We start from the raw sequence: 21,300 nt of genomic DNA on the forward strand, positions 1-21,300 counted from the left end.
CCCGAAAAATTTTTGATTCTATATGCCGCAAAACGGAAAAATAGCATTCTGGTTTTCCGCGCCGCTTCTTGCGGCGCTGTTCTTCCATATGGTCTGCGAAAGCATGGTCGTGCCGATTCTCGCGCCGACTCTTGCCGAGCCGATTTCGCCCGCGCACGACATGCTTGCGGGCTATTCGCAGGGTGCGCACAAGTTTTTCTACGGGCTTGCGCTGGCAGTCTATCCGATTCTCGTGTTTCTCTGCGCCCCGATAATCGGCGCGGTGTCCGACACCGTCGGGCGTCGCCCCGTTCTCCTCGCCGCGCTTGTCGGGACTATTTTGGGCTGCGTGGGGCAGGGCTTGGGAATGGAGATTCTTTCGGTTTCGCTCTTCGTCGCGGGACGCGCCCTTGTGGGGGCTACGGCGGGCGTGGACGGCGTGATTCAGGCTGCGTTGCTCGACAAATGCGCGTCGGAAAAGCAGAAGAATTTTTACCTCGGCGCGTCGCTGCTTGCCATGAGCGTGGGCTTCATGGCGGGGCCCGCGTTCGCCGCGCTACTCGTAGACGAGAACGCGTCGGCGTTTGCGTGGAGCGCGCCGTTCTACGTCTTGGCGGTAATGTTTTTGTGGACTCTCGTTTTGATATGGCGGAAGATTCCGTCGGGCGGCGGACGCGCAAGCTTCGCGAAAATCAAATGGCTTGCGGGAATTGCCGACATCGCCGTGCTTTTCCGAATAAAACAGGCGCGGCACTTGGTCGCGATTTTCGTGCTGGCGGAAATCGCGGCGGGCTGCTATGTGGCGGTGACGCCGCTTGTGCTTGCGCAGACTTTCGGATTTTCGGTGCGCGAAATCGCGGTGTTCATGTCTTTGGAGGGCGTCTTTGCGAGCGTCGTGTACGCGCTAATCGGCCCGTTCATGCTTGCGCATCTTTCCAAGAATTTCATTCTGCGCTTTTCGATGTTCATGTGCGTGATTACATGCGGACTGCTGTTTTTCGGCGAAATAGGGGCGTTCATCTGGGCGGATTCGTTCTTCATGGCGATTGGGTTCTCTCTGGCGTACTACATAATTTTGTCGATGTTCTCCGACACTTCCGACGAGCGCAGGCGCGGCTGGATTCTGAGCGTGCTGTCGTCGCTCTGGGGGCTGACGATGGGCATGGGGCTTATGCTGTGCGGGGTTCTTGTGGGATTTTCGAACGCGCTGTGTCTGCTTGTCTGCGTGGCGCTGGGCGTGGCGGCGTTCCTCATGAGCCTCGCGAAAATCGGGCGGTTCAGGATTCCGTCCGACTCGATACCCGAATGATTTTTTGCCGATAAAAAATCCGCGCGGGGCGCAAAAAAAGATTTCAATTCGGATTCCGAAAATGTAATATCCGCGGCATGACGACAATTTTGGGATTGCTTGTATTGGGCACGGCGCTCGTGTTTCTCGAAACGGTGCTTGTGGGCGGCGTTTGGGCGGTCGCGGGCGTCGCGTGCTACGGCGGCGCGGTTTGGGCTGCAAACGCGGAGTTCGGCGCGGGGGCTGCGCTCGCGGCGGTCGCGCTTTCCGCGCTGGGTTGCGTTGCTGCGTTTCTTGTGTGGCTTTACGTCATTCCCAAGACGGCGGCGGGGCGCAAACTGTATCTGAACTCCAAGCAGGACGGGCGCGCGCCGTCGCCCGATTTCGCAAGGCTTGTCGGCAAAAAGGCGAGGGCGTTGACGCCGCTCGCGCCGACGGGAAAGGTGGAAATCGACGGGCTTCCATACGACGCCCGCTGCGAGACGGCGGTCGCGGCGGCGGGCGAAGAGCTCGTGGTTTCGCGAGCGACTCCGTTCGAATTGATAGTGGTTAAAATTTAGCAAAATACAACAAATGAACATAATAACAGTATCGACAGTAGTTGCGGGGATTATCGCGGTAATTGCGCTAATCGTCGTTATCTCGTTTATCAACACTTGGCTGAAAGCCATGCTTGCGGGCGCGCCGGTGAGCATTCTCACGCTGATTGCAATGCGCCTGCGCGGCGTCCCGTACGGAATGATTGTGGACTCGCGCATCATGGCGGTCAAGGCGGGCTTGGATTTGACGATAAACCAGCTCGAAGAGCACTACCTCGCCGAGGGGCACCTGATTCCCACGATTCAGGCGCTGATTGCCGCCGAAAAGGCGGGCATGGATTTGTCGTGGAAACAGGCGTGCGCGATTGACTTGGCGACGAAAGGAACGGGCAAAACCGTGGGAGAGGCTGTCCGCACGTCGATTAACCCGAAAGTCATCGACTGCCCCAACCCGAATTCGGGGCGGCGTTCGATAGACGGCGTGGCAAAGGACGGCATTCAGGTAAAAGTCCGCGCGCGCGTTACCGTGCGCACGAATCTGGAAAGGTTCGTGGGCGGGGCGCAGGAGGAGACGATTATCGCCCGCGTCGGCGAGGGCATCGTAACCACAATCGGCTCGGCGGACTCCTACAAATTCGTGCTCGAACACCCCGACAGGATTTCGAAAGTCGTCCTCGAACGCGGGCTTGATTCGGGCACGGCGTACGAAATTCTTTCAATCGACATCGCCGACGTCGACGTGGGCGAAAACGTCGGCGCAAAGTTGCAGGAGGCGCAGGCTATCGCCAACAAAAACATGGCGCAGGCGCAGGCGGAAATCAGACGCGCGGCGGCGGTCGCGCTCGAACAGGAGATGAAGGCGAAAGTGGAGGACATGAAAGCGAAGGTCGTGGAGGCGGAGGCGCAGGTGCCGCTCGCGCTCGCCGAGTCCCTGCGGTCGGGCAAAATGGGCTTTATGGACTACTACAAGCTCCAAAACATTCAGGCGGACACCTCGATGCGCGAAAGCATTTCGGGCGACAAGCCCAAGAAATAGCGGAGACCGCGAATGGATTTCTTTTTCGACAACATAGTATTTTTTGCGGTCGTTGCGTACATGCTAATCGTGTTCGTTTCGAAAGTCGCGATGACGGGCGGGGGCGGCGGCGATAACGCTCAAACCCCGCCGCGCCGTCCGCGCGGGCATTCCGCGCACGACTTCCCGCGCTCCGCGACGCGTCCGACGCCCCGCAGTGTCCCCGCGCGAAAGCCCGCCGAAAAAACCGTGTTCGAAACGGAATCCCCCGCGGAGGAGCCCGAAATTTCCGACGCGCAAAAGCGCAGGGAGCTTGCGAACGACGCCCGCTACAATGCAGAGCCTGGTCATTCGCCGACCGCCCCGTGCAACCGATACGCGCCGGAGGCGGAGCAGTCAGCTCCGCCCGTTCCGCAAGAGCCTGAGGATTTCGGCGAAATGTTCGACCCCGCCGCCGCCCGCAGGCTTGTGGAGCAGATGACGGCGGATTCGCACGGCTTCCACGGCGGCAATTCGTACATAAACGCCGACCTCTTCGAGCTTGAAAACTTTGCGGAGGAAGACGCCGAAAGCGCGTCCGAATCCGAACCCGTCCGAACCGCCGAGCCGTCGCAAGCCCAAGCCGCGTCGGCGGAGCAAAGCCTGTCGGCGGCGGAAAAATACGGTTTGGACTCGGCGGGCGCGTTGCGCCGCGCGTTTGTGGCGGCGGAAGTTTTGGGCAAACCTAAATCATTAAAAAGCGACGAAACATGGTAATATCGAAAGACGAAATCGGAATGCTCGTATCCGCCCGCTGCGGCCAGCCGCACGACCTTTTGGGCATGCACAAATGCAGGGGCGGAATTGTCGTCAGGGCTTATCTCAACGACGCCAAAACATGCGCGGTCGTCGATTTGCGCGACGAAAACAGGGCGAGAATCCCGATGAAAAAGCTCGACGAATCGGGGCTGTTCGAGGCGTTCATCAAGGGCGCAAGAAAGCTCTTCCCGTACCGCCTGCGCGCGCGCAGCTACAACGGCGAAATCCGCCAAATCTACGACGCCTACAACTTTCCGCCGACCCTCGACTCCGACGACCTCTATCTAATCGGCAAGGGCGACGAGCGGAAAATCTACGACAAACTCGGCTCGCACGTCCGCACTGTCAGCGGCGTAAAGGGAACGTCGTTCGCCGTCTGGGCGCCGACCGCCCGCCGCGTGAGCGTCGTGGGCGACTTCAACGAGTGGGACGGCAGGTACCACCAGATGCGCGAGCTTGGGCAGTCGGGCATTTGGGAGATTTTCGTTCCGTCGGTCGGGGCGGGCGCAAAGTACAAGTTCGAAATTCTCGCCGCCAACAACGACGCCCCCTTCCTTAAAATCGATCCATACGCAATCCGCTTCGAAGCCCCGCCCTACAACAGCTCGATAGTCTGCGACGTTTCGGGCTTCGAGTGGAGCGACTCCGCGTGGCTGGAAAAACGCGCCAATACCGATTGGAGCAAGTCGCCCGTCTCCGTCTACGAAGTCCACCTCGGCTCTTGGAAGCGCGTTCCCGAGGACGGCTTCCGCCCGCTAACCTACGCCGAAATCGGCGTTCAGCTTGCCGACTACTGCTCCGAAATGGGCTTTACGCACGTCGAATTTCTGCCGCTTTCGGAGTACCCGTTCGAGGGCTCGTGGGGCTATCAGGTCAGCGGCTACTACGCGCCGACGCACCGCTACGGCTCGCCGCTCGACTTCATGAAAATGGTCGATACCCTCCACTCGCGCGGAATCGGCGTGATTATGGATTGGGTTCCCGCGCACTTCCCGCGCGACTCTTTCGCGCTGGCTGGCTACGACGGCTCGTGCCTCTACGAACATCAGGACCCGCGCCTCGGCGCGAATCCCGACTGGGGCACGCTCTGCTTCAACTACGGGCGCAACGAGGTTTCGAATTTCCTCATGGGAAGCGCGCTGGCGTGGTTCGACAGATTCCACATCGACGGACTGCGCGTGGACGCGGTCGCCTCAATGCTCTACCTCAATTTCTCGCGCAGAGACTGGATTCCCAACCGCTACGGCGGCAGCGAAAATTTGGAGGCGATAGAGTTCATCAAGCGCACAAACTCCGCCGTACACGAGGAGTTCAAGGGCGCGATAATGATTGCAGAGGAAAGCACAACTTTTCAGGGGGTAACCGCACCCGTTTCCGACGGCGGCTTGGGCTTCGACTTCAAGTGGAATCTCGGCTGGATGCACGACACACTCGACTATTTCAAGGAAGACCCCGTCAACCGAAAATACCACCACAACAAGATGACATTCCCCTCGATGTACCAGTTCACCGAGAAGTTCATGCTTGTCTACTCGCACGACGAAGTTGTGCACGGCAAAAGCCCGATGGTCGGCAAAATGGGCGGCGCGTACTGGGGCGACAAAATCGCAAACCTCCGCGCCCTCTACGCGTACATGTGGCTTTGGCCGGGGAAGAAAACGCTTTTCATGGGCGACGAAATCGCGCAGGGGCACGAATGGCGCTACGACGAATCGCTCGAATGGTCGCTCCTGCAATACGCCGAGCACGAGGGCGTAAGGGACGTTGTGCGCGACGTCGCAAACCTCTACAAAAACGACGCCTCCCTTGCCCAAAACGATTTCAACCCCGACGGTTTCCAGTGGATTAACGCCGACGACGGCAACAACAGCGTCTTCACGTTCCTGCGCTTCGACGCCGACGGAAAAACCTCCTATGCCGTCGCGAGCAACTTCACCCCTATCCGCCGCGAAAACTACCCGATTGGGCTTCCGTTTGCGGGCGAATGGCGCGAGGTTCTCAACACCGACGCAAAGTGCTACGGCGGGCGCGGCTTCGGCAACAACGGCTTTGTGGTCGCGGGCGATACGGGCTTCAACGGCAAGCCGTTCGGCGCGTTAATCACGCTTCCGCCGATGTCCACAATAATTTTCAAACACGTCGAATAGGCGAATGCGCCGAGCCGGCGCGCGGAAACGCAAAACGCGTCCGTCGGAATGGCGGGCGCGTTTTTTTACGGAGTCTATTTGTCCGCTCTATTTTTCGAACGCGGGGGTCGCGCACGGCAGCGGCGTTTCGCCGTCTTTGAACGCGAGCATGAACGACGTCGTGCGGAGCGCCTTGTTGCCGAACACCGCAAGCACGCGGTTCTTCCCCTTTTTCAGCGCGAGCTTCGCGCCGCTTTTCGGCTCGATTTCCCTGCCGTTGAGAAAGAGGCGTTTCACGGGGGTTTTGTTTACGAAAAGCGTGTAGTCGGCGTCGCGCGGCGCGGTGAAGTCGGCGCAGAATGCGTAGCCGAAGGCGGACTTTTTGTACTTTTTCATGAATGCGTAGCCGTTGAAGTCGGCGACAAACGGGCGCAGCGTCTTGTTGGCGCGTACGCTCCATTTTGCGTCGGGGAGGTTTTTGAGAACGGCGTCGGGTTTCGAGAGCGCGGCGAAGAAATCGGGGGCTACTTTCGACGCGTCGAAGTCTCCCATTTGCGCGGCTCTGTCGCGCGGGCAGTCGGCGTCGGGCACGCCGCGCTTTGCTGTCGCCGCAAGCCAGACCCTCGACGGCTTGCCGTCGAAAAGGAAGTCGCACTGAGCCATCGCGAGCATGTCGCCCTCGGCGAACGCGCCGGCGAATTTGTTTCGTTTGAGCGTCGCCGACAGCTCCCTTTCTCCCTTGTAGGCAACGCCGTCAATCGGCGTGTCGAAGCACGGCGCGACAACCCAGCGGACGCGGAAGTTTGAAACTTTGTCCGCCGCCTTTCCGCCGAATCTCACCGAAATGTCCCCGCCCTTGCGGTCGAACGCAAGCAGGAATTCGAGCCCTCCGAACTTTTCGCTTTTCGCGGCTTTCGGGCTTTCGGCGTCGAATTCAAGCAGCTCTATTTTCTTGGGAGTCTTTCGGACTTCGTATTGCGGAATATTGTAGAATCCGTTTTTCTGCGAAATGTTATCCGCGCCGAGTTTCACCGATTTCGGCTTTCCCGAAATTTTCAGCGCAAGCGGAATGTCCGAGCCTATGTGCGTGGCGGTCGGGCGCGTAAGCTCGAAGAGCGCGATGTTCCCGCGAGCCGAGAGCCTGCGGACGCGCGATTTCAAAAACTGCGTTCGGTAGGCGGCGTAGTCGTTTTCGTTGCAGTACCAGAAGTCGTAGGACGCCGACTCCTCTACGTATTTGCCGAGCCGCGCCAGGCCCTCGTCGGACTGCCACGAATGTATGCCGAGCGTCAGGTGCGGCGGGTATCCGTTTTCAATCATTTTGCGGGCGGCGGCGATGTTCTTTACTAGTTTTTCCCTTTCGGGGTTGCGGTCGTTTATCGAGAACGTGTACGACGAAAGCACGGCGTCGCGCAGCCCGAATTTCGCGTTGTTGTCGGGCGTGGTTTCGGGCGTGATTCGGTAGCCCGCGTTGACTATCGACTGCCCCACGTAGGTCTTGACGTTTTCGTCGAAAGGCGACTGGTATGTCATGTACGGCAGGACGAACGCGACGACGTTCGTGTCGAAGCTCGATTCGAGCACGGCGCGTTCGAGGGCGATTTCGCGGAAAATTTCGTTCGGCATTCTGTCTTCAAGGCGCGGGTGCGAGAGTGTGTGCGAGCCAAGCGCCCCGCCGAGCGCGAAAATCTTTTCGACCGCCGCCGTCATCCGCTTCGAAAATTTGCCGCCTACAAGGTAGCACGTCGCGGGGATTCCGCATTTTGCGAGCGTTTCGGCGGTGGCGGCGTGGCGCGGGTTGGTGTCGTCCCAGCGGCTCGAAAACGCGATTTTCTTGCCGTCGGGAAGCTTCGCGATTTCCGCGGACGCCTCCTGCGCCTCCTGCGGCGTGCCGTATTCCACCGAAATGCACTGCGAGTAGGTGTCGTCGAACGCCGCGCGGAGAGTCGCGATTGAAAGTAGCAAGGCTATGATAACCGTAAATTTCTTCATGCAAAGAAAGGTAAAATCGAACGCGCGGCAAGACAAGTAAAAACGTCGCGGCAAAAAAACGAAAAAAAAGCTTGCCACGGCGGCGATTGCCCGTAGAGTTGCATACTTAATAATTTTTCTTGGTAGGGTATCCAAGGGGCTAAAGGGCGCGGACTGTAAATCCGTTCAGCGTTGCTGTTCACTGGTTCGAATCCAGTCCCTACCACCATTTAGACCGCAAGTTAGCTTGCGGTCTTTTTTTACGGCGCGTTATAGCACCGTTGATGCGGCGTTTCCCCGCACTTGCGGACTGCTCGCGTACGTCAAGTACGCCACGCACCCCGCAAGCGCGTGAAAGCCGCCGCCTGAACGGCACTCTAACGCCCCTAAAATTACAGCGCACGGCGTGGAAGATTTTAAGTTGCGCTGGGATAAAAGTTGGGTTTACAAAAAAGCGGAAATTCCATGTTGTGGGATTACCGCTCTTTCTTTTTTTGCGCAAAGCGCGTCTATTTTTATTCGTTTCTTTCTGACGTACAAAAATCCCAAATATCAGTAATTGCCGCAGGCAATACGGACTGATACAGAAAAGGCGCGGTTATAGCCGCGCCGTGTAAGCACCATGAGGAGCGAAGCTCCGACGAGTGGCGCGGCTCGCGCCTAGCCTGCGAAGTAGCGTTTGTAGAGGCCTAAGAATGCGGAGCCGTGGCGGGCTTCGTCTTTGCACATTTCGTGGACGGTGTCGTGAATGGCGTCGTAGCCGAGCTCCTTGGCGCGTTTTGCGAGTTTGAGCTTGCCTTCGGTCGCGCCGTGTTCGGCTTCGATGCGCACTTTGAGGTTCTTGGCAGTGTCGGCATCGACCACCTCGCCGAGCAGTTCGGCGAATTTCGCGGCGTGCTCCGCCTCTTCGATTGCTATGCGCTTGTAGGCTTCGGCGACTTCCGGGTATCCCTCTCTGTCCGCCTGACGGCTCATGGCAAGGTACATTCCGACCTCGGTGCATTCGCCCATGAAGTTTGCGCGGAGACCCTCGACAACTTCGGCGTCGAGACCCTTTGCGATTCCGACCCTGTGCTCGTCAGCCCAAACGGGGGCGTCGGAGACTTCGCGGACTTCGAACTTAGCCTTGGGGGCTTTGCACTGCGGGCAGAATTCGGGAACGTTGTTTGCGTCCATCACATAACCGCATATCGGGCATACTACTTGTTTCATATTTTTTCCTTCCAATCTTTGTTTGCTGTTTACTTGTTAAAGATAATGGCGGTACTATAATACCGTTATTAACCCGAATGCAAGTCTTTTTTTTATTTTTTCTAAAAATTTTTTTCGCGCCTCGCAAAACGTCGGCAGAATGGGGAATGAACGCCGAATGCGCGCGGACGCGGAACGGAATGCGTACGCCGTAAAACCGACTTCCGCTAAGAAAAACGCCGTTCATACGCCTGCGTGGAAGCGAAATCCAGAACTTGCGTTTTCCTGTTAACAGCGCGAATTAGCGGCAAAAACTATAATGCAAGCAACGCCGCCGTGCGGAGGAGATTCGGCGTTTACGCATACTACGTCGCCGCCGAATAGTTCGAAATGCCCGCTTGAAAACGCCCGCCTTACGCAAGCTCACGTTGCATATTTTCGCGCACTGTCCGGCATTGCCGCGCAAATGCGCATTCGCCGCATACCCCGCAAGCCTTGCGGCGTTGCGCTATTTGATTACGGACATTCCGAATGCGAGGTAGAGCGGCAGCGTAAATACCGCGATAATCGACGTTGCTAGCACAATCTGCACCGCGATTTTCGGGTAGCCGCCGAAGGATTTTGCCAAGACCGCCGGCATGATTCCCGACGGCGAAAGCGCCATGAGCACGAGAATCGTTTTGAGAACTCCGTCGACGGGCAACGCCCATGCGGCGAAAATGAAGAGCGCGGGCAGCAGCCCCATGCGCACGAGCGACGCCGAGATTACGATTTTCCACGGAATTTTGTCTCGCCCAAGCATGTCGCACATGAGCGCGCCGAAAATCATGAGGTTCAGAGGAATTGCCGCCGCGCCCGCGAATTTCAGAAATGTCTTGAAAAATTCGGGGACATACTCCGCCGCGCCGCTCCACACAAGCGAAAGCCCGATGAAGACCGACCACACGGGGCCGCGCATGAGGAAGTCGAAACTCACGCGCTTTGCGTTTGAGAGCAGCAGGTAGCCGACCGACCAGAACACGAGGTCGCAGCCGACGTTGTGGGTTATGAGCACGCCGGTTATTTCGCCGCCGCCGTTCCAGAGAATCGCAACGAGCGCGATTATGAAGAAGCCGTAGTTTTGCGTCGCGGTGGTAACCGAAAAGGTGCGGAGGCCGTCGCCGACTTTCAGCCCGATGAGCTTCCCGACGAGCCACGAAATCAGCAGCGACGCCGCGAGTCCACCCGCGCCCGCCGAGATTGTCGCGAGCGAAAATCCGACGCTTTCGAGCTTTTTGTTGTCGAGCAGGTTCGACAGAATGAAGCACGGTAGCGTAAGCTCTACCGCGATTTTTACGAGGCTTGCGTCGGCTTCCGGCTTAATCCACGCGACTTTTCTCGCGAACCACCCCGCGCCTATCATGGCGTAAATCGGGAAAATTGCCGCGAGCATAGACAATGTTGAAATATCGTTCACTTCGAAAAAAAATAACCGCCGCAAAACATCGGAGCTTGCGCGGGCGTATGCAACCTTTTTTTTGCGGGCGCGGTGCCGATTCAGCCGCATCTGGCTGCTACCGCGCGTCTTTGGGCTGCTTGAATTCCGCCAGCGTACGCGCGGCAATGGAGCGCAGTTTTGCGGCTTGGGAATTGCCTATCGTGTCGGGCACGAACGAAATTTCCTCGGGATTTTTGTCGAAAAGGAATCCGAACCACACGCATGCCTGCAAGTAGTTGCCGCTGTCGTTGAGGTGGATTGTGTCGCGGGCTATGCGCATTTCGCCGTCCTTTTGCTTGCGCCAGTATGTTCTTCCCACGATGTCGCCCGCCTGCGGGGGAAGGTCGGGATAGCGGCAGTTTGAAAAGTCGCGCGGCTCGAAGGGGCGCGTTTCCTGCGAGCGGTAATTTTGCACGGCTTTGCCCGTCGGAATGACGCGCAAGCCGAGCTTTTTTGCGGCGTCGGCGTAGTTCTTTTCGGCGCGCGCGAACATTTCGGACTGGTCGATATTCCATTTGCCGCCTTTCGAAATGCGGGGGTCGTCGGAGCGGTACGACCAAGTTTGCTGAATGCAGATTTCGGCGGTCGGCGCGCACTTCTTTATATAGTCGCGCAGCTTTTCGGCGCAGGGAAAATACGTTTCGGGACGCCAGCTTTCGTGGCTTGCCTGTTGTATCGTTATGATGTCCCACTTGCGGCTTTGCAAAATCTGCCGCAATGTGGATTTTCCGTTGCGATAGCGCCTAACCGACGGGTCTTTTTCCTCTTCCGAAATATAACGCCAGTGGCGAGAGAGCGAGCAGCCGCCGTGGTTTGCGCCCTCCAAATGCAGCGAGCAGCCGGGCGCGGATTTAACGACGGACGGCAGGTAGACGAATGCGCTCTGCGCAAAGCTGTTGCCGATTGTAAGCACGGCAATTTCCTTTGCCGAGGCGCATGCGAGCGCAATAAACAGGAGCGCGGCGGCGGAAATGCGTTTCATTCGGCGATTGAAAGTTTCGGCGCGGTTGTTGTCAATTTTTTTGTTGAAGCGCGGGCGTAAATCGGCGACATTGCGGGCATGATTAGAAAAATTACGGAAGCCGACAGGGAAATATATCTTGAATTTTCGCGGATGTTCTATGATTCGCCCGCAGTGCACGCGCCGATTCCCGAAAGCTATCGCGCGGCGGCGTTCGAGGAGATGGTTTCCTCCGACGATCGGCTTGCGGGCGCAATGCTCGAATGCGACGGCAGACCCGCGGGCTACGGGCTTGCAAGCAAAATGTATTCGCAGGAGGCGGGCGGCATACAGCTTTGGCTCGAAGAGCTATTCGTCCTGCCAGAATACCGCTCGCGCGGATTGGGCCGCGAGTTTATCGCCTACATGGAAAGCCTGCCGAATGTCGCAAGAATCCGTCTGGAATACGAAAAGAGCAATACGCGAGCCGCCGCGCTCTATCGGAAGCTCGGATATGCAGACATGCCCTACGAACAGTTGGTGAAGAATATAAAAAAGTAGGGCGGGGCGGGAGCGGGCATTTTTTGCGGTTCGAAAAAGGTTGATTATCGGCGAAGTCGCGCCACTTTGGTCTGCTTATGAAATTTTTAAGCAGGATAGGTCTCGAGCCGTTCATCATCTGCCTGTTTGCGTCAATCGGGCTTGCGAAGCTTGCGCCGTCGGTGGGGATTGCCGAATTTTGCGGAATCACGCTTGGCGACGCCGCGACATGGGGCGTTGCGGGCATCTTCTTTTTCTACGGGCTGAAACTCGACAGGCAGAAGCTCGCGGCGGGGCTTGTAAACGCAAAGCTCCACCTGCTTGTGCAGGTTTCAACATTCGTGCTGTTCCCGCTGATAGTGCTCGGGGCGATGTGGCTTTTCGGCGCGTTCGACGCGCGGGGCGACTTGCACTGGCTGTGGCTCGGGACGTTTTTCCTTGCCTCGCTGCCGTCAACGGTGTCGTCGAGCGTCGTGATGGTGTCGATTGCGGGCGGCAACATTCCCGCGGCAATTTTCAACGCGAGCATTTCGAGCCTCTTGGGCGTGTTTTTCACCCCGCTTCTGATGGGCATTTTCTTGGAGGGCGTGGACGGCTCGCGCGGGCTGGGCGACGTTGTACTCAAACTCGTCTTTCAGGTGATAGTGCCCGTGGTTGCGGGCTTTGCGCTCAACCCGAAGTTCGGGCACATTGCGGCGGCGCACAAAAAGGCTCTGCGCAATTTCGACCAGCTCACGATTCTCTTAATAGTGTACACGTCGTTTTGCGATTCCTACGCAAAGGACATGTTCGCGGGCTTCCCGATGTCCGACCTCGTCGTGCTGTCGGTCGCAATGGTCGCGCTGTTCGTGTTCGCAATGGCGGTAGTCTGGGGCGTGTGCAAGCTTCTGCGCTTCAACCGCGAGGACACGATTACGGCGGTGTTCTGCGGTTCGAAAAAGTCGCTCGTGCACGGCTCTGTTATGAGCAAGGTGCTCTTCGACAACCCCGCGGTAATCGGCGTTGTGCTGCTGCCGACCATGCTCTACCACGCCTACCAGCTTATAATAGTGTCTATAATAGCGCAAAAACTGGGCAAGACTGCGGAATCGGAGGGCGGAAAAAAATCGGAAAAATAAAATGAAAAAAATTCTTGACGAATTTCCACATATGCGTAGATTCCATACTTTTCTTTAAAAATGAATACGACAATAGCAAAGAAAGAGGAGCAGAAGCAATGGTACGTAGTCGATGCCACCGACCAAGTACTGGGGCGTCTTGCCGTTAAGATTGCGAACGTATTGCGCGGCCGCAATAAACCCATTTATACGCCCAATGTCGACTGTGGCGACCATGTCGTTGTAATCAACGCCGAAAAAGTCAAAGTCACGGGCAAAAAAGAAGAGAACAAGGAATATATGTTCTACTCCGGATACGTCGGCGGCGAAAAATACGTCAAGCTTTCCGACTTCCGTGCGCGCAGACCCGAATATCTCATCGAGGCTGCGGTCAAGGGCATGCTTCCCAAGAACAAGCTCGCAAGAGACATCTTCACGAAGCTGCACGTCTACGCGGGCGCGGAACATCCGCACGCCGCTCAGCAACCCAAACCCTTCAACTTCTAATTATCGACATGAGCGAAAACGAAATTTTTGTTTCCGTCGGACGTCGCAAAACGTCGGTAGCACGCGCCCGCCTCGCAAAAGGATCGGGCAAGCTTACCGTCAACGACAAGCCCCTCGAAGAATACTGCTACACAGACCAGCTCTCGATGTTGGCTCTCCGTCCGCTCGTTTGCACTGCGACGCGCAACTCGGTTGACGCCGATATCAACGTAAAGGGCGGCGGCCCCGTCGGTCAGGCGGGCGCAATCAGCCACGCTCTCGCGAGAGCGCTCCAAAAGATGGACGAATCGCTCCGCCCCGTTCTCAAACAGAACGGACTCATCACGCGAGACCCGCGTGCCAAGGAACGTAAGAAGTCCGGTCAGCCCGGCGCGCGCAAACGCTTCCAGTTCTCAAAGCGTTAATTCGCAAGAGATTCCTTTTTACTCGAAGCCCTTCCGCGCAAGCGGTGGGGCTTTTGTACTTTCATTCTTTCTCATTCAATTGCGCCGCGCTGTCGGACAGCCGTTTTGCGCCGCGGTTTTGACCCGCGGGGCGCGGACGTTCGGCTCGAAACTCTCGGCAAGCTCCGCGCGGCTTCCCGCGCATTTGCGGCGTTTTGCGACACCGCAATTCCCCGCGGAATGTCGGGCGGCGGATTTCCGACTTTCGGCGTTCGCTGAGTGCCCGCATTCGGGAAACCGCCGTTTGGCGCGGTTTTCGGCTTGGGCGCGACCGCGACTCGCGGACGGCTTGCTTACCGTAGGGTGGGCGACCGCTTGCTTTCGGACGGGGGCTTTGCCGCTTTGTGGCGGCTGGGGCTTCTTGGCTGGGCGGCGGAGCTTCTTCAAGCAAAACGGGGCTACCTTTGGGGGCGCGGTTCTGCGCGAAAGCGGGGCTTTGCCTACCTTTGGGCTTGGCTTTTGCCGAAAGCGGAGTTTGGCGTTTGTTGCGAAGCGCGGCTTGCGGGTTTTGCGGGCGGCGCGGACTGCGGACGCCGAAAACAAAACAACCCTCCTGCGGGAGGGACAAAAAATTTCATCATCATGGACAGAAAAATCAAAGCTGGAATTACGGGTGCATCGGGTTATGCCGGCATTGAACTTGTAAGAATTTTGGCGCGCCACCCGTCGGTGGAGCTTGCGTGCGTTACGTCGCGAAGCCTTGCGGGTACGCTTGTTGCCGACAACATGCCCTCGCTCAGGCACCTGCTTCCCGCGGACATGAAATTTCTTCCGTCCGATCCCGCCGAACAGGCGAAAATGGACATCGACGTCTGGTTCCTCGCGCTTCCGCACGGAGCCGCCGCCGAATACGCAAAGCCGCTTGTCGAGGCCGGCAAGACCGTAATCGACCTTTCCGCCGACTTCCGCCTGCACTCGCTCGACATCTACAAAGAGTACTACAAGGAGGACCACCGCGCGCCCGAACTGTTGAAGCTCGGCAAGTACGTCATCGCCGAGCTTTTCCCCGTCTCGCGCGAAGACAAGCTCATTGCCTGCGCGGGCTGCTACCCCACGAGCATCTTGACGCCGCTGATTCCGCTCATGCGCGAAAACGCCGTCAGCCGCGAGCACATCGTAATAGACAGTTATAGCGGCGTTTCGGGCGCGGGCAAAAAGGCGGACTTGGGCTACATTTTCTGCGAGCGCAACGAGAGCGCAAAAGCCTACGGACTCCCGAAACACAGACACCTCTCCGAAATCGAGGAGGAGCTTTCCATTGCCGCGGGCGAAAAGGTCGTCGTGCAGTTCAACCCGCACCTCGCGCCCATGACGCGCGGCATTTCGACGACAATCACCGTTCCCGCAAAATACGAGGGCGTTGAGAAAATCTACGAAATCTGGCACAAATATTACGACGGCAAACCCTTCGTGAAAATCCTCAAATCGGGCTCGTATCCCGACACGCTTTTTGTCGCCAACACCAACCGCTGCGACATCGCCGCGTTCTACGACCCGCGCACTAAAAACCTCGTAATTTGCAGCGTTATCGACAACCTCGTCAAGGGCGCAAGCGGTCAGGCGGTGCAGATTATGAACCTCATCTTCGGCTTCGACGAAACGGCGGGGCTGCTCTAATTTTTCAAAAACAAACAATCTCAAATTTCTACAAAAATGGATAAGAATTATAAAATCGAAACAATCGAGGACGTTCCCGGACTCGGCGCGGTAAACGGTTTCAAAGTGGCGGGCGCGGCATGCGACATCCGCAACAAGGGCGACGAAAGCCGCCTCGACGTCGCGCTTATCGTCTCCGACACTCCCGCGACGGCGTCGGGCGTTTTCACCACAAACGACGTGAAGGCAGCTCCCGTCATGCTCGACATGGCGCACCTCGAAGCTTCGACGAAAGCAAAGGCGATAGTCGCAAACAGCGGCAACGCCAACGCGTGCACGGGCGACAGGGGCATGAAGGACGCCGCCGACACCTGCGCGTTCGTGGCCGAAATCTTCGGCGCGAAGCCCGAACAGGTTCTCGTCTGCTCGACGGGCAGAATCGGCGAATTCATGCCGATGGAAAAGCTCCGCAGGGGAATCAAAAAGGCGTCGGAAATCCTTTCGTCGTCGGACGAGTCGAGCGCGGCGGCGGCTTCGGCAATCATGACTTCCGACACGCGCCCGAAAACGGTTTTGGTCAACGTCGAAGTCGGCGGCAAAAAGTTCCGCGTGGCGGGCATGGCAAAGGGCGCGGGCATGATTGAGCCGAACATGGCGACAATGCTCGCGTTCCTCGCAAGCGATGTTTCGGTTTCGCAGAACCTCTTGAAGGAAACGCTTAAATCGGCGGCGAACAAGACTTTCAACCGCATTACCGTAGACGGCGACATGAGCACGAACGACACCGTGCTCTGCCTTTGCAACGGCGCAAGCGGCGTGGAGATTTCCGAAAAAGACGCCGACGCGATAGAGGCGTTCCGCGCGGCGGTCGTCGAGGCGTCGAGGGTTTTGGCGCGCAAAATCGTGGGCGACGGCGAGAAAATCACGAAAGTCGTGGAGGTGAAAGTTGTGGGCGCGCGCGACGAGGCGCAGGCCGAGAAAATCTGCCGCTCAATCGGCAATTCGCTTCTTGTGAAGTCGTCGTGGTTCGGCTGCGACCCCAACTGGGGACGCCTTACCGACGCCGCTGGATACGCGCGCACGGGTCTTGTTCTCGACAAGCTCGACCTCTTCTACGACGGCGTGGAAGTGCTCCGCAAGGGGCAGCCCGTAGACGAAAACAAGCCGCTTTGGAGGAAAATCGTCTCCAACAAAACGTTTACAATTCTCATGAACCTCAATCTCGGCACTGCGGAAGAGTCCATTCTCGCCGCCGACCTCACCGAGGGCTACGTCAACTTCAATAAGGGCGAATAATACCGCCCGATTGCCAACATCAAAAACGGTTAATTTGAAATGGAAAGTATTAACATAGACGAGGCCTCCAAAAAGGCGGGAATTTTGATTGAGGCCCTGCCGTACATCAGACGCTTCAAGGGTTCGATATTCGTCGTCAAATACGGCGGCGCGTTTATGGACGACCCCAATCCGCAGGTTCGCGCGTCGGTCGCGCAGGACATTTCGTTTCTGGCGGCGGCGGGCATAAACGTCGTCGTGGTCCACGGCGGCGGCAAGGCAATCAGCCGTGCAATGTCGAGCGCGGGGCTTCAGCCCGAATTCAAAAACGGCATGCGCATTACAGACGAAAAAACCGTCTCGATTGTCGAGGACGTTTTGAACAACGGCGTCAACGCCGAAATCGTCGAAATGCTCGAATCGCAGGGCTGCTCCGCCCGCGGAATACGCGGCAACGACGTCCTCCGCTGCGAAAAGCTCTTTTCGGCGGGCGAAAACGGCGAAAAAATCGACATTGGCTACGTCGGAAAAATTTCCTCCGTCATCGCCGCGCCTATCGAAAGGGCGATTGCCGAGGGGCGAACGCCCGTGGTATCGCCAATCGCGCTCGGCGCGGACTCGCACCCGTACAACACGAACGCGGACGTCGCGGCGTCGGCGGTCGCGGCGGCGTTGAAAGCCCGCAGGCTCGTGTTCCTCTGCGATGTCCCCGGCCTCATGCGCGACCCGAAAGACCGCTCGACGCTCATCTCGCACCTGAAAGTGGGCGAGGTCGAGGGGCTGAAAAAGTCGGGCGTAATCGGCGGCGGAATGATGCCGAAAGTCGACAGCGGCGTGGACGCCATCAACAGGGGCGTAAGGCGCGTGCACTTTGTGGACGGCTACATGCCGCACAGCCTGCTTCTCGAAATTTTCACCGATAGGGGAATCGGAACGGAAATCGTTGCGTCCTCCAAACAGGATTAACCATGACGACAAAAGAAAAAACCTACAAATACGCAATGCCCACTTTCGGCGACCGCGACTTCACCGTCGCCAAGGGCAAGGGTTGCAAACTTTACGACGAAGACGGAAACGAGTACCTCGACTTCGGCGCGGGAATCGCCGTGGACAGCATAGGGCACTGCCACCCGCGCTGGGTCAAGGCAATCGCAAAACAGGCGGAAACGCTCGCGCATTGCAGCAACCTCTACATGACAAAACCCAACGCCGACCTCTGCGAAAAACTGGTTTCGGAAATCGGCGCGGGCAAGATTTTCCTGTGCAACAGCGGCACGGAGGCGAACGAGGCGCTCATCAAGGCGGCGCGTCTGTACGGCCAGAAAGTGTCGGGCAAAGAGGGCGCGAAATGCAAAATCGTAACCGCCTACGACGGCTTCCACGGCAGGACGATGGGCTGCGTCGCCGCGACCGCCCAGAAGAAAATCCAGAAGGGCTTTGCGCCCATGCTCGGCGGCTTCGACTACGCCGTGTTCAACGATTTGGCTTCGTTCGAAAAGGTCGTTGACGACGACACCGCCGCGGTAATCGTAGAGCCTGTGCAGGGCGAGAGCGGCGTAACGCCCGCGTCTCCGAAGTTTTTGAAGGGTCTGAAAGCCCTCTGCAAAAAACACAAGGCGCTGCTTTTCTTCGACGAAGTGCAGTGCGGATTCGGCCGCTGCGGTGCGTTCCTTGCGTCGCAGAGAATCGGCGTGAAGCCCGACGGCGTCTCGATGGCTAAGGGCTTGGGCGGCGGATTCCCCATCGGCGCGATTTGGCTTTCCGCGCCCTACGCAAACATCTTCACCCCAGGCTCGCACGGCACGACTTTCGGCGGCAACGCCCTCGCGTGCGCGGCGGCTTTGGCGACGATTTCCGTCGTCGAAAAGGGGAAACTCGTTGAGAACGCCGCGAAGATGGGCGAACGCCTTTCGGACGGATTGCAGAAAATTGCCAAAAAGTATCCGAAAATCGTAAAACTTACGAGGGGATTGGGGCTTATGCGCGCCGCGCTCTTCAACGAGCCTTACACGAACGCGGACATCTGCAAAAAACTCAGGAACAACGGGCTGATTCTCATTCCCGCTGGCGCGAATGCGCTGCGCTTCCTGCCGCCGCTGAACGTAAAGGCGTCCGAAATAGACAAGGCGCTCAAAATTTTCGACAAAACATTGGGAGAACTCTAAAATGGTAAGATCATTTCTTAAAGACACCGACTTCACACCCGCGGAGGCGACCGAAGTTTTCGCCCTCGCCAACCGCTACAAGAAACTCCGCTCGGCGGGGCGTCTCGACGTTCTCAAAGGGCAGAGCTGGGGGCTGATTTTCTTCAAAAAGAGCACGCGCACGCGCCTTTCGTTCGAGGCTGGCGTCTACGAGCTTGGCGGCCACCCCATGATGATGAACGCAAACGACCTCCAACTCTCGCGCGGCGAGACTGTCGAGGACACCGCCCACATCATGGGAAGATTCCTGCACGGACTTGTAATCAGGACGTTCGAGCAGGAGATTGTCGAAAAGTTCGCCGAAAATTCGGGCCTGCCCGTCGTCAACGCGCTTACCGACCTGCTCCACCCCTGCCAGAGCTACACCGACATGTTCACGATGATGGAAGTTTTCAGCAAGGGCGAACCGAGCGTCGAGTCCCTCAAAGGCAAAAAGTTCGCGTTCTTCGGCGACACCGCGTGCAACATGGCGTACTCGCTCGCATTGGCGGGAAGCATGTTCGGCGTCGAGGTCGTGCTCTGCGGGCCGGAGGAATTCGCGCCCGAACCCGTGCTCGACAAGCTTTTCGATGACGCAAAACTGCCCAAAAACTACCGCTTTACAAGCGACCCCGCCGACGCCGCAAAGGGCGCGAACGTCATCTACACCGACGTTTGGGTCAGCATGGGCAAGGAGGACGAAAAGGCGGAACGCCTCAAAACGCTCGCGCCGTACCAAGTCAACGAAAAGCTGTTCGGCATGGCGGCGGACGACTCCGTTTTCATGCACTGCCTGCCCGCGCACTCGGGCGAGGAAGTCTCCGAGGGCGTCCTGCGCGGCAAACGCAGCGTGATTTTCGACCAGGCGGAAAACCGCCTCCACGTCCAAAAGGCTATCGTCAGCTACTTGGTGCAGAAAAACAGGGGCGACCTCTAATCCCGAACTTTTCGAACGCGCCCGCCGCAAACGGGCGCGTTTTTTTTGTCCGCTTATTGCGCGGTTTTATAGTAAGAAAAAGCTTCCATTGCGGAAAAATAGGGTTATAAAAGAGGAAATTTTTAAAAGGAAAATACAATGAAAGTAGTTCTCGCATATTCGGGAGGCCTCGATACCTCCGTTATCGTCAAGTGGATTAAAGACCGCTTCAACGCAGAAGTGGTTACATTCGCCGCAAACGTCGGTCAGGGCGAAGAGCTTTCGGGCTTGGCTGAAAAAGCCAAAGCCACGGGCGCGGTAGCTCACTACACCGTAGACTTGCAGGACGAATTTGTTGCCGACTTCATCTACCCGATGATTCGCGCAAACGCCATTTACGAAGGGCAGTACTACCTCGGCACTTCGATTGCGCGCCCGCTCATCGCAAAGGCGCAGGTCGAAATCGCCAAGGCCGAAAACGCCGACGCCGTCGCGCACGGCGCAACGGGCAAGGGCAACGACCAGTGCCGCTTCGAAATCTCCTACGCGGCTCTCGCTCCCGACTTGCAGATTATCTCGCCGTGGAGAATAGACGAATTCCGCGAAAAGTTCCCCGGCAGAAGCGAAATGATTGCCTATTGCCGCGAGCATAACATCAACGTGGAGGCGTCCTCAAAGAAGCCCTATTCGATGGACAGAAACATGCTCCACATCTCGTACGAAGCGGGCATTCTCGAAGACCCGTGGTTCGACCCGACCGTCCCCGAAAACAAGGACATGTTCAAGACCACGGTTTCGCCCGAAGACGCCCCCGACAAGCCCGTATACCTCGAACTCACTTTCGAAAAGGGAGACTGCGTCGCAATCGACGGCAAGCAGATGAAGCCCTCCGACATTCTCCGCGCGCTCAATAAAATCGGCGGCGAAAACGGCATCGGCCGCGTGGACATCGTCGAAAACCGCTTTGTCGGCATGAAGAGCCGCGGTGTGTACGAAACCCCCGGCGGCACGATTCTCGAATTCGCGCACCGCAACATGGAAACAATCACCATGGACAGGGAGCTTATGCACCTGCGCGACTCTCTTATCCCCAAGTACGCGGAACTCATCTACAACGGCTTCTGGTACGCGCCCGAACGCGAAGCTTTGCAGGCGTTCATCGACAAGAGTCAGGACACCGTAAGCGGCGTCGTGAGAATCAAGCTCTACAAGGGCAACATCACGTGCGTCGGCAGAAAGAGCCCGCTGAGCCTCTACGACGCGAACATCGCGAGCATGGAAGGCGTCAAGAGCGAATACAATCAGGACGACGCAACGGGCTTCATCAAGCTCCAGTCGCTGCGTCTGCGCCAGCGCGCGCGCAAGCAGGGCGTTTCGAAAGAGGCGTTCGCGAACAAGTCGAAACTCGTAAGAGAATAA

At 57.6% G+C, this 21,300-nt stretch carries 19 protein-coding genes and 1 tRNA gene; 16 read left to right on the forward strand and 4 right to left on the reverse strand.

The genetic code is table 11. The annotated features are described in order from the left end of the window. Nucleotides 1–22: 22 nt before the first annotated feature. From P3B99_006465 to glgB, 5 genes are all read left to right on the forward strand, one after another. Nucleotides 23–1,288 (forward strand): MFS transporter, encoded by a 1,266-nt coding sequence (locus P3B99_006465; protein ID WYJ06851.1) that lies wholly within the window; start codon nucleotides 23–25, stop codon nucleotides 1,286–1,288. A 77-nt stretch (nucleotides 1,289–1,365) separates the two neighbouring features. Then, complete coding sequence (locus P3B99_006470; GenBank protein WYJ06852.1) at nucleotides 1,366–1,827, forward strand: NfeD family protein; 462 nt, start codon at nucleotides 1,366–1,368, stop codon at nucleotides 1,825–1,827. Between the two features lie 13 nt (nucleotides 1,828–1,840). Next, a complete protein-coding gene (gene floA, locus P3B99_006475) occupies nucleotides 1,841–2,842 on the forward strand; it encodes a flotillin-like protein FloA (protein ID WYJ06853.1) in 1,002 nt (333 codons plus the stop codon). A 12-nt stretch (nucleotides 2,843–2,854) separates the two neighbouring features. Beyond that, nucleotides 2,855–3,577: a hypothetical protein gene (locus P3B99_006480; protein ID WYJ06854.1), complete on the forward strand. Its 723-nt coding sequence runs from the start codon at nucleotides 2,855–2,857 to the stop codon at nucleotides 3,575–3,577. Beyond that, nucleotides 3,571–5,766 (forward strand): 1,4-alpha-glucan branching protein GlgB, encoded by a 2,196-nt coding sequence (gene glgB, locus P3B99_006485; GenBank protein WYJ06855.1) that lies wholly within the window; start codon nucleotides 3,571–3,573, stop codon nucleotides 5,764–5,766. Before P3B99_006480 ends, glgB begins: the two co-directional genes overlap by 7 nt. 87 nt (nucleotides 5,767–5,853) lie before the next feature. Here the strand turns inward: glgB and P3B99_006490 are convergent, their stop codons facing one another. Next, entirely contained in the window at nucleotides 5,854–7,737 is a 1,884-nt protein-coding gene (locus tag P3B99_006490) for a polysaccharide deacetylase family protein (protein ID WYJ06856.1), read from the reverse strand. Between the two features lie 121 nt (nucleotides 7,738–7,858). Here P3B99_006490 and P3B99_006495 point away from each other — a divergent pair. Next, nucleotides 7,859–7,945: transfer RNA gene (locus P3B99_006495), tRNA-Tyr, on the forward strand. Between the two features lie 431 nt (nucleotides 7,946–8,376). Here the strand turns inward: P3B99_006495 and P3B99_006500 are convergent. From P3B99_006500 to P3B99_006510, 3 genes are all read right to left on the reverse strand, one after another. Further along, the gene (locus P3B99_006500) at nucleotides 8,377–8,928 is read right to left on the reverse strand and encodes a ferritin family protein (GenBank protein WYJ06857.1); all 552 of its coding nucleotides are present in this window, start codon (nucleotides 8,926–8,928) and stop codon (nucleotides 8,377–8,379) included. Between the two features lie 487 nt (nucleotides 8,929–9,415). After that, nucleotides 9,416–10,339 carry an AEC family transporter gene (locus P3B99_006505; protein ID WYJ06858.1) on the reverse strand — a complete coding sequence of 308 codons (924 nt, stop codon included), beginning with the start codon at nucleotides 10,337–10,339 and terminating at the stop codon, nucleotides 9,416–9,418. Between the two features lie 121 nt (nucleotides 10,340–10,460). Continuing rightward, complete coding sequence (locus P3B99_006510) at nucleotides 10,461–11,366, reverse strand: DUF4886 domain-containing protein (GenBank protein ID WYJ06859.1); 906 nt, start codon at nucleotides 11,364–11,366, stop codon at nucleotides 10,461–10,463. A gap of 78 nt (nucleotides 11,367–11,444) precedes the next feature. Between P3B99_006510 and P3B99_006515 the strand changes: the two genes are divergently transcribed. From P3B99_006515 to P3B99_006560, 10 genes are all read left to right on the forward strand, one after another. Then, nucleotides 11,445–11,885, forward strand: coding sequence for a GNAT family N-acetyltransferase (locus P3B99_006515; GenBank protein WYJ06860.1), 441 nt, complete (start codon nucleotides 11,445–11,447; stop codon nucleotides 11,883–11,885). Nucleotides 11,886–11,962: 77 nt separating this feature from the next. Further along, nucleotides 11,963–12,982: a bile acid:sodium symporter family protein gene (locus tag P3B99_006520; GenBank protein WYJ06861.1), complete on the forward strand. Its 1,020-nt coding sequence runs from the start codon at nucleotides 11,963–11,965 to the stop codon at nucleotides 12,980–12,982. Between the two features lie 60 nt (nucleotides 12,983–13,042). Further along, nucleotides 13,043–13,468, forward strand: a complete 426-nt coding sequence (gene rplM / locus P3B99_006525; protein WYJ06862.1) for a 50S ribosomal protein L13 — start codon at nucleotides 13,043–13,045, stop codon at nucleotides 13,466–13,468. An 8-nt stretch (nucleotides 13,469–13,476) separates the two neighbouring features. Next, nucleotides 13,477–13,872, forward strand: coding sequence for a 30S ribosomal protein S9 (gene rpsI, locus P3B99_006530; GenBank protein ID WYJ06863.1), 396 nt, complete (start codon nucleotides 13,477–13,479; stop codon nucleotides 13,870–13,872). Between the two features lie 621 nt (nucleotides 13,873–14,493). Further along, nucleotides 14,494–15,528 carry an N-acetyl-gamma-glutamyl-phosphate reductase gene (argC, locus tag P3B99_006535; GenBank protein WYJ06864.1) on the forward strand — a complete coding sequence of 345 codons (1,035 nt, stop codon included), beginning with the start codon at nucleotides 14,494–14,496 and terminating at the stop codon, nucleotides 15,526–15,528. A gap of 36 nt (nucleotides 15,529–15,564) precedes the next feature. Then, complete coding sequence (gene argJ / locus P3B99_006540; protein WYJ06865.1) at nucleotides 15,565–16,803, forward strand: bifunctional glutamate N-acetyltransferase/amino-acid acetyltransferase ArgJ; 1,239 nt, start codon at nucleotides 15,565–15,567, stop codon at nucleotides 16,801–16,803. Between the two features lie 39 nt (nucleotides 16,804–16,842). Further along, on the forward strand, nucleotides 16,843–17,748 hold the full coding sequence (gene argB / locus P3B99_006545) for an acetylglutamate kinase (protein WYJ06866.1): 906 nt from the start codon (nucleotides 16,843–16,845) through the stop codon (nucleotides 17,746–17,748). A gap of 2 nt (nucleotides 17,749–17,750) precedes the next feature. Continuing rightward, the gene (locus tag P3B99_006550; protein ID WYJ06867.1) at nucleotides 17,751–18,947 is read left to right on the forward strand and encodes an acetylornithine/succinylornithine family transaminase; all 1,197 of its coding nucleotides are present in this window, start codon (nucleotides 17,751–17,753) and stop codon (nucleotides 18,945–18,947) included. 1 nt (nucleotide 18,948) lies between these two features. Next, on the forward strand, nucleotides 18,949–19,902 hold the full coding sequence (gene argF, locus P3B99_006555; protein ID WYJ06868.1) for an ornithine carbamoyltransferase: 954 nt from the start codon (nucleotides 18,949–18,951) through the stop codon (nucleotides 19,900–19,902). Between the two features lie 138 nt (nucleotides 19,903–20,040). Further along, on the forward strand, nucleotides 20,041–21,300 hold the full coding sequence (locus tag P3B99_006560) for an argininosuccinate synthase (protein ID WYJ06869.1): 1,260 nt from the start codon (nucleotides 20,041–20,043) through the stop codon (nucleotides 21,298–21,300).

Source organism: Opitutia bacterium KCR 482 (genome assembly GCA_029269845.2).
In the GTDB taxonomy this organism is placed as follows: Bacteria; Verrucomicrobiota; Verrucomicrobiia; order Opitutales; family Intestinicryptomonadaceae; genus Merdousia.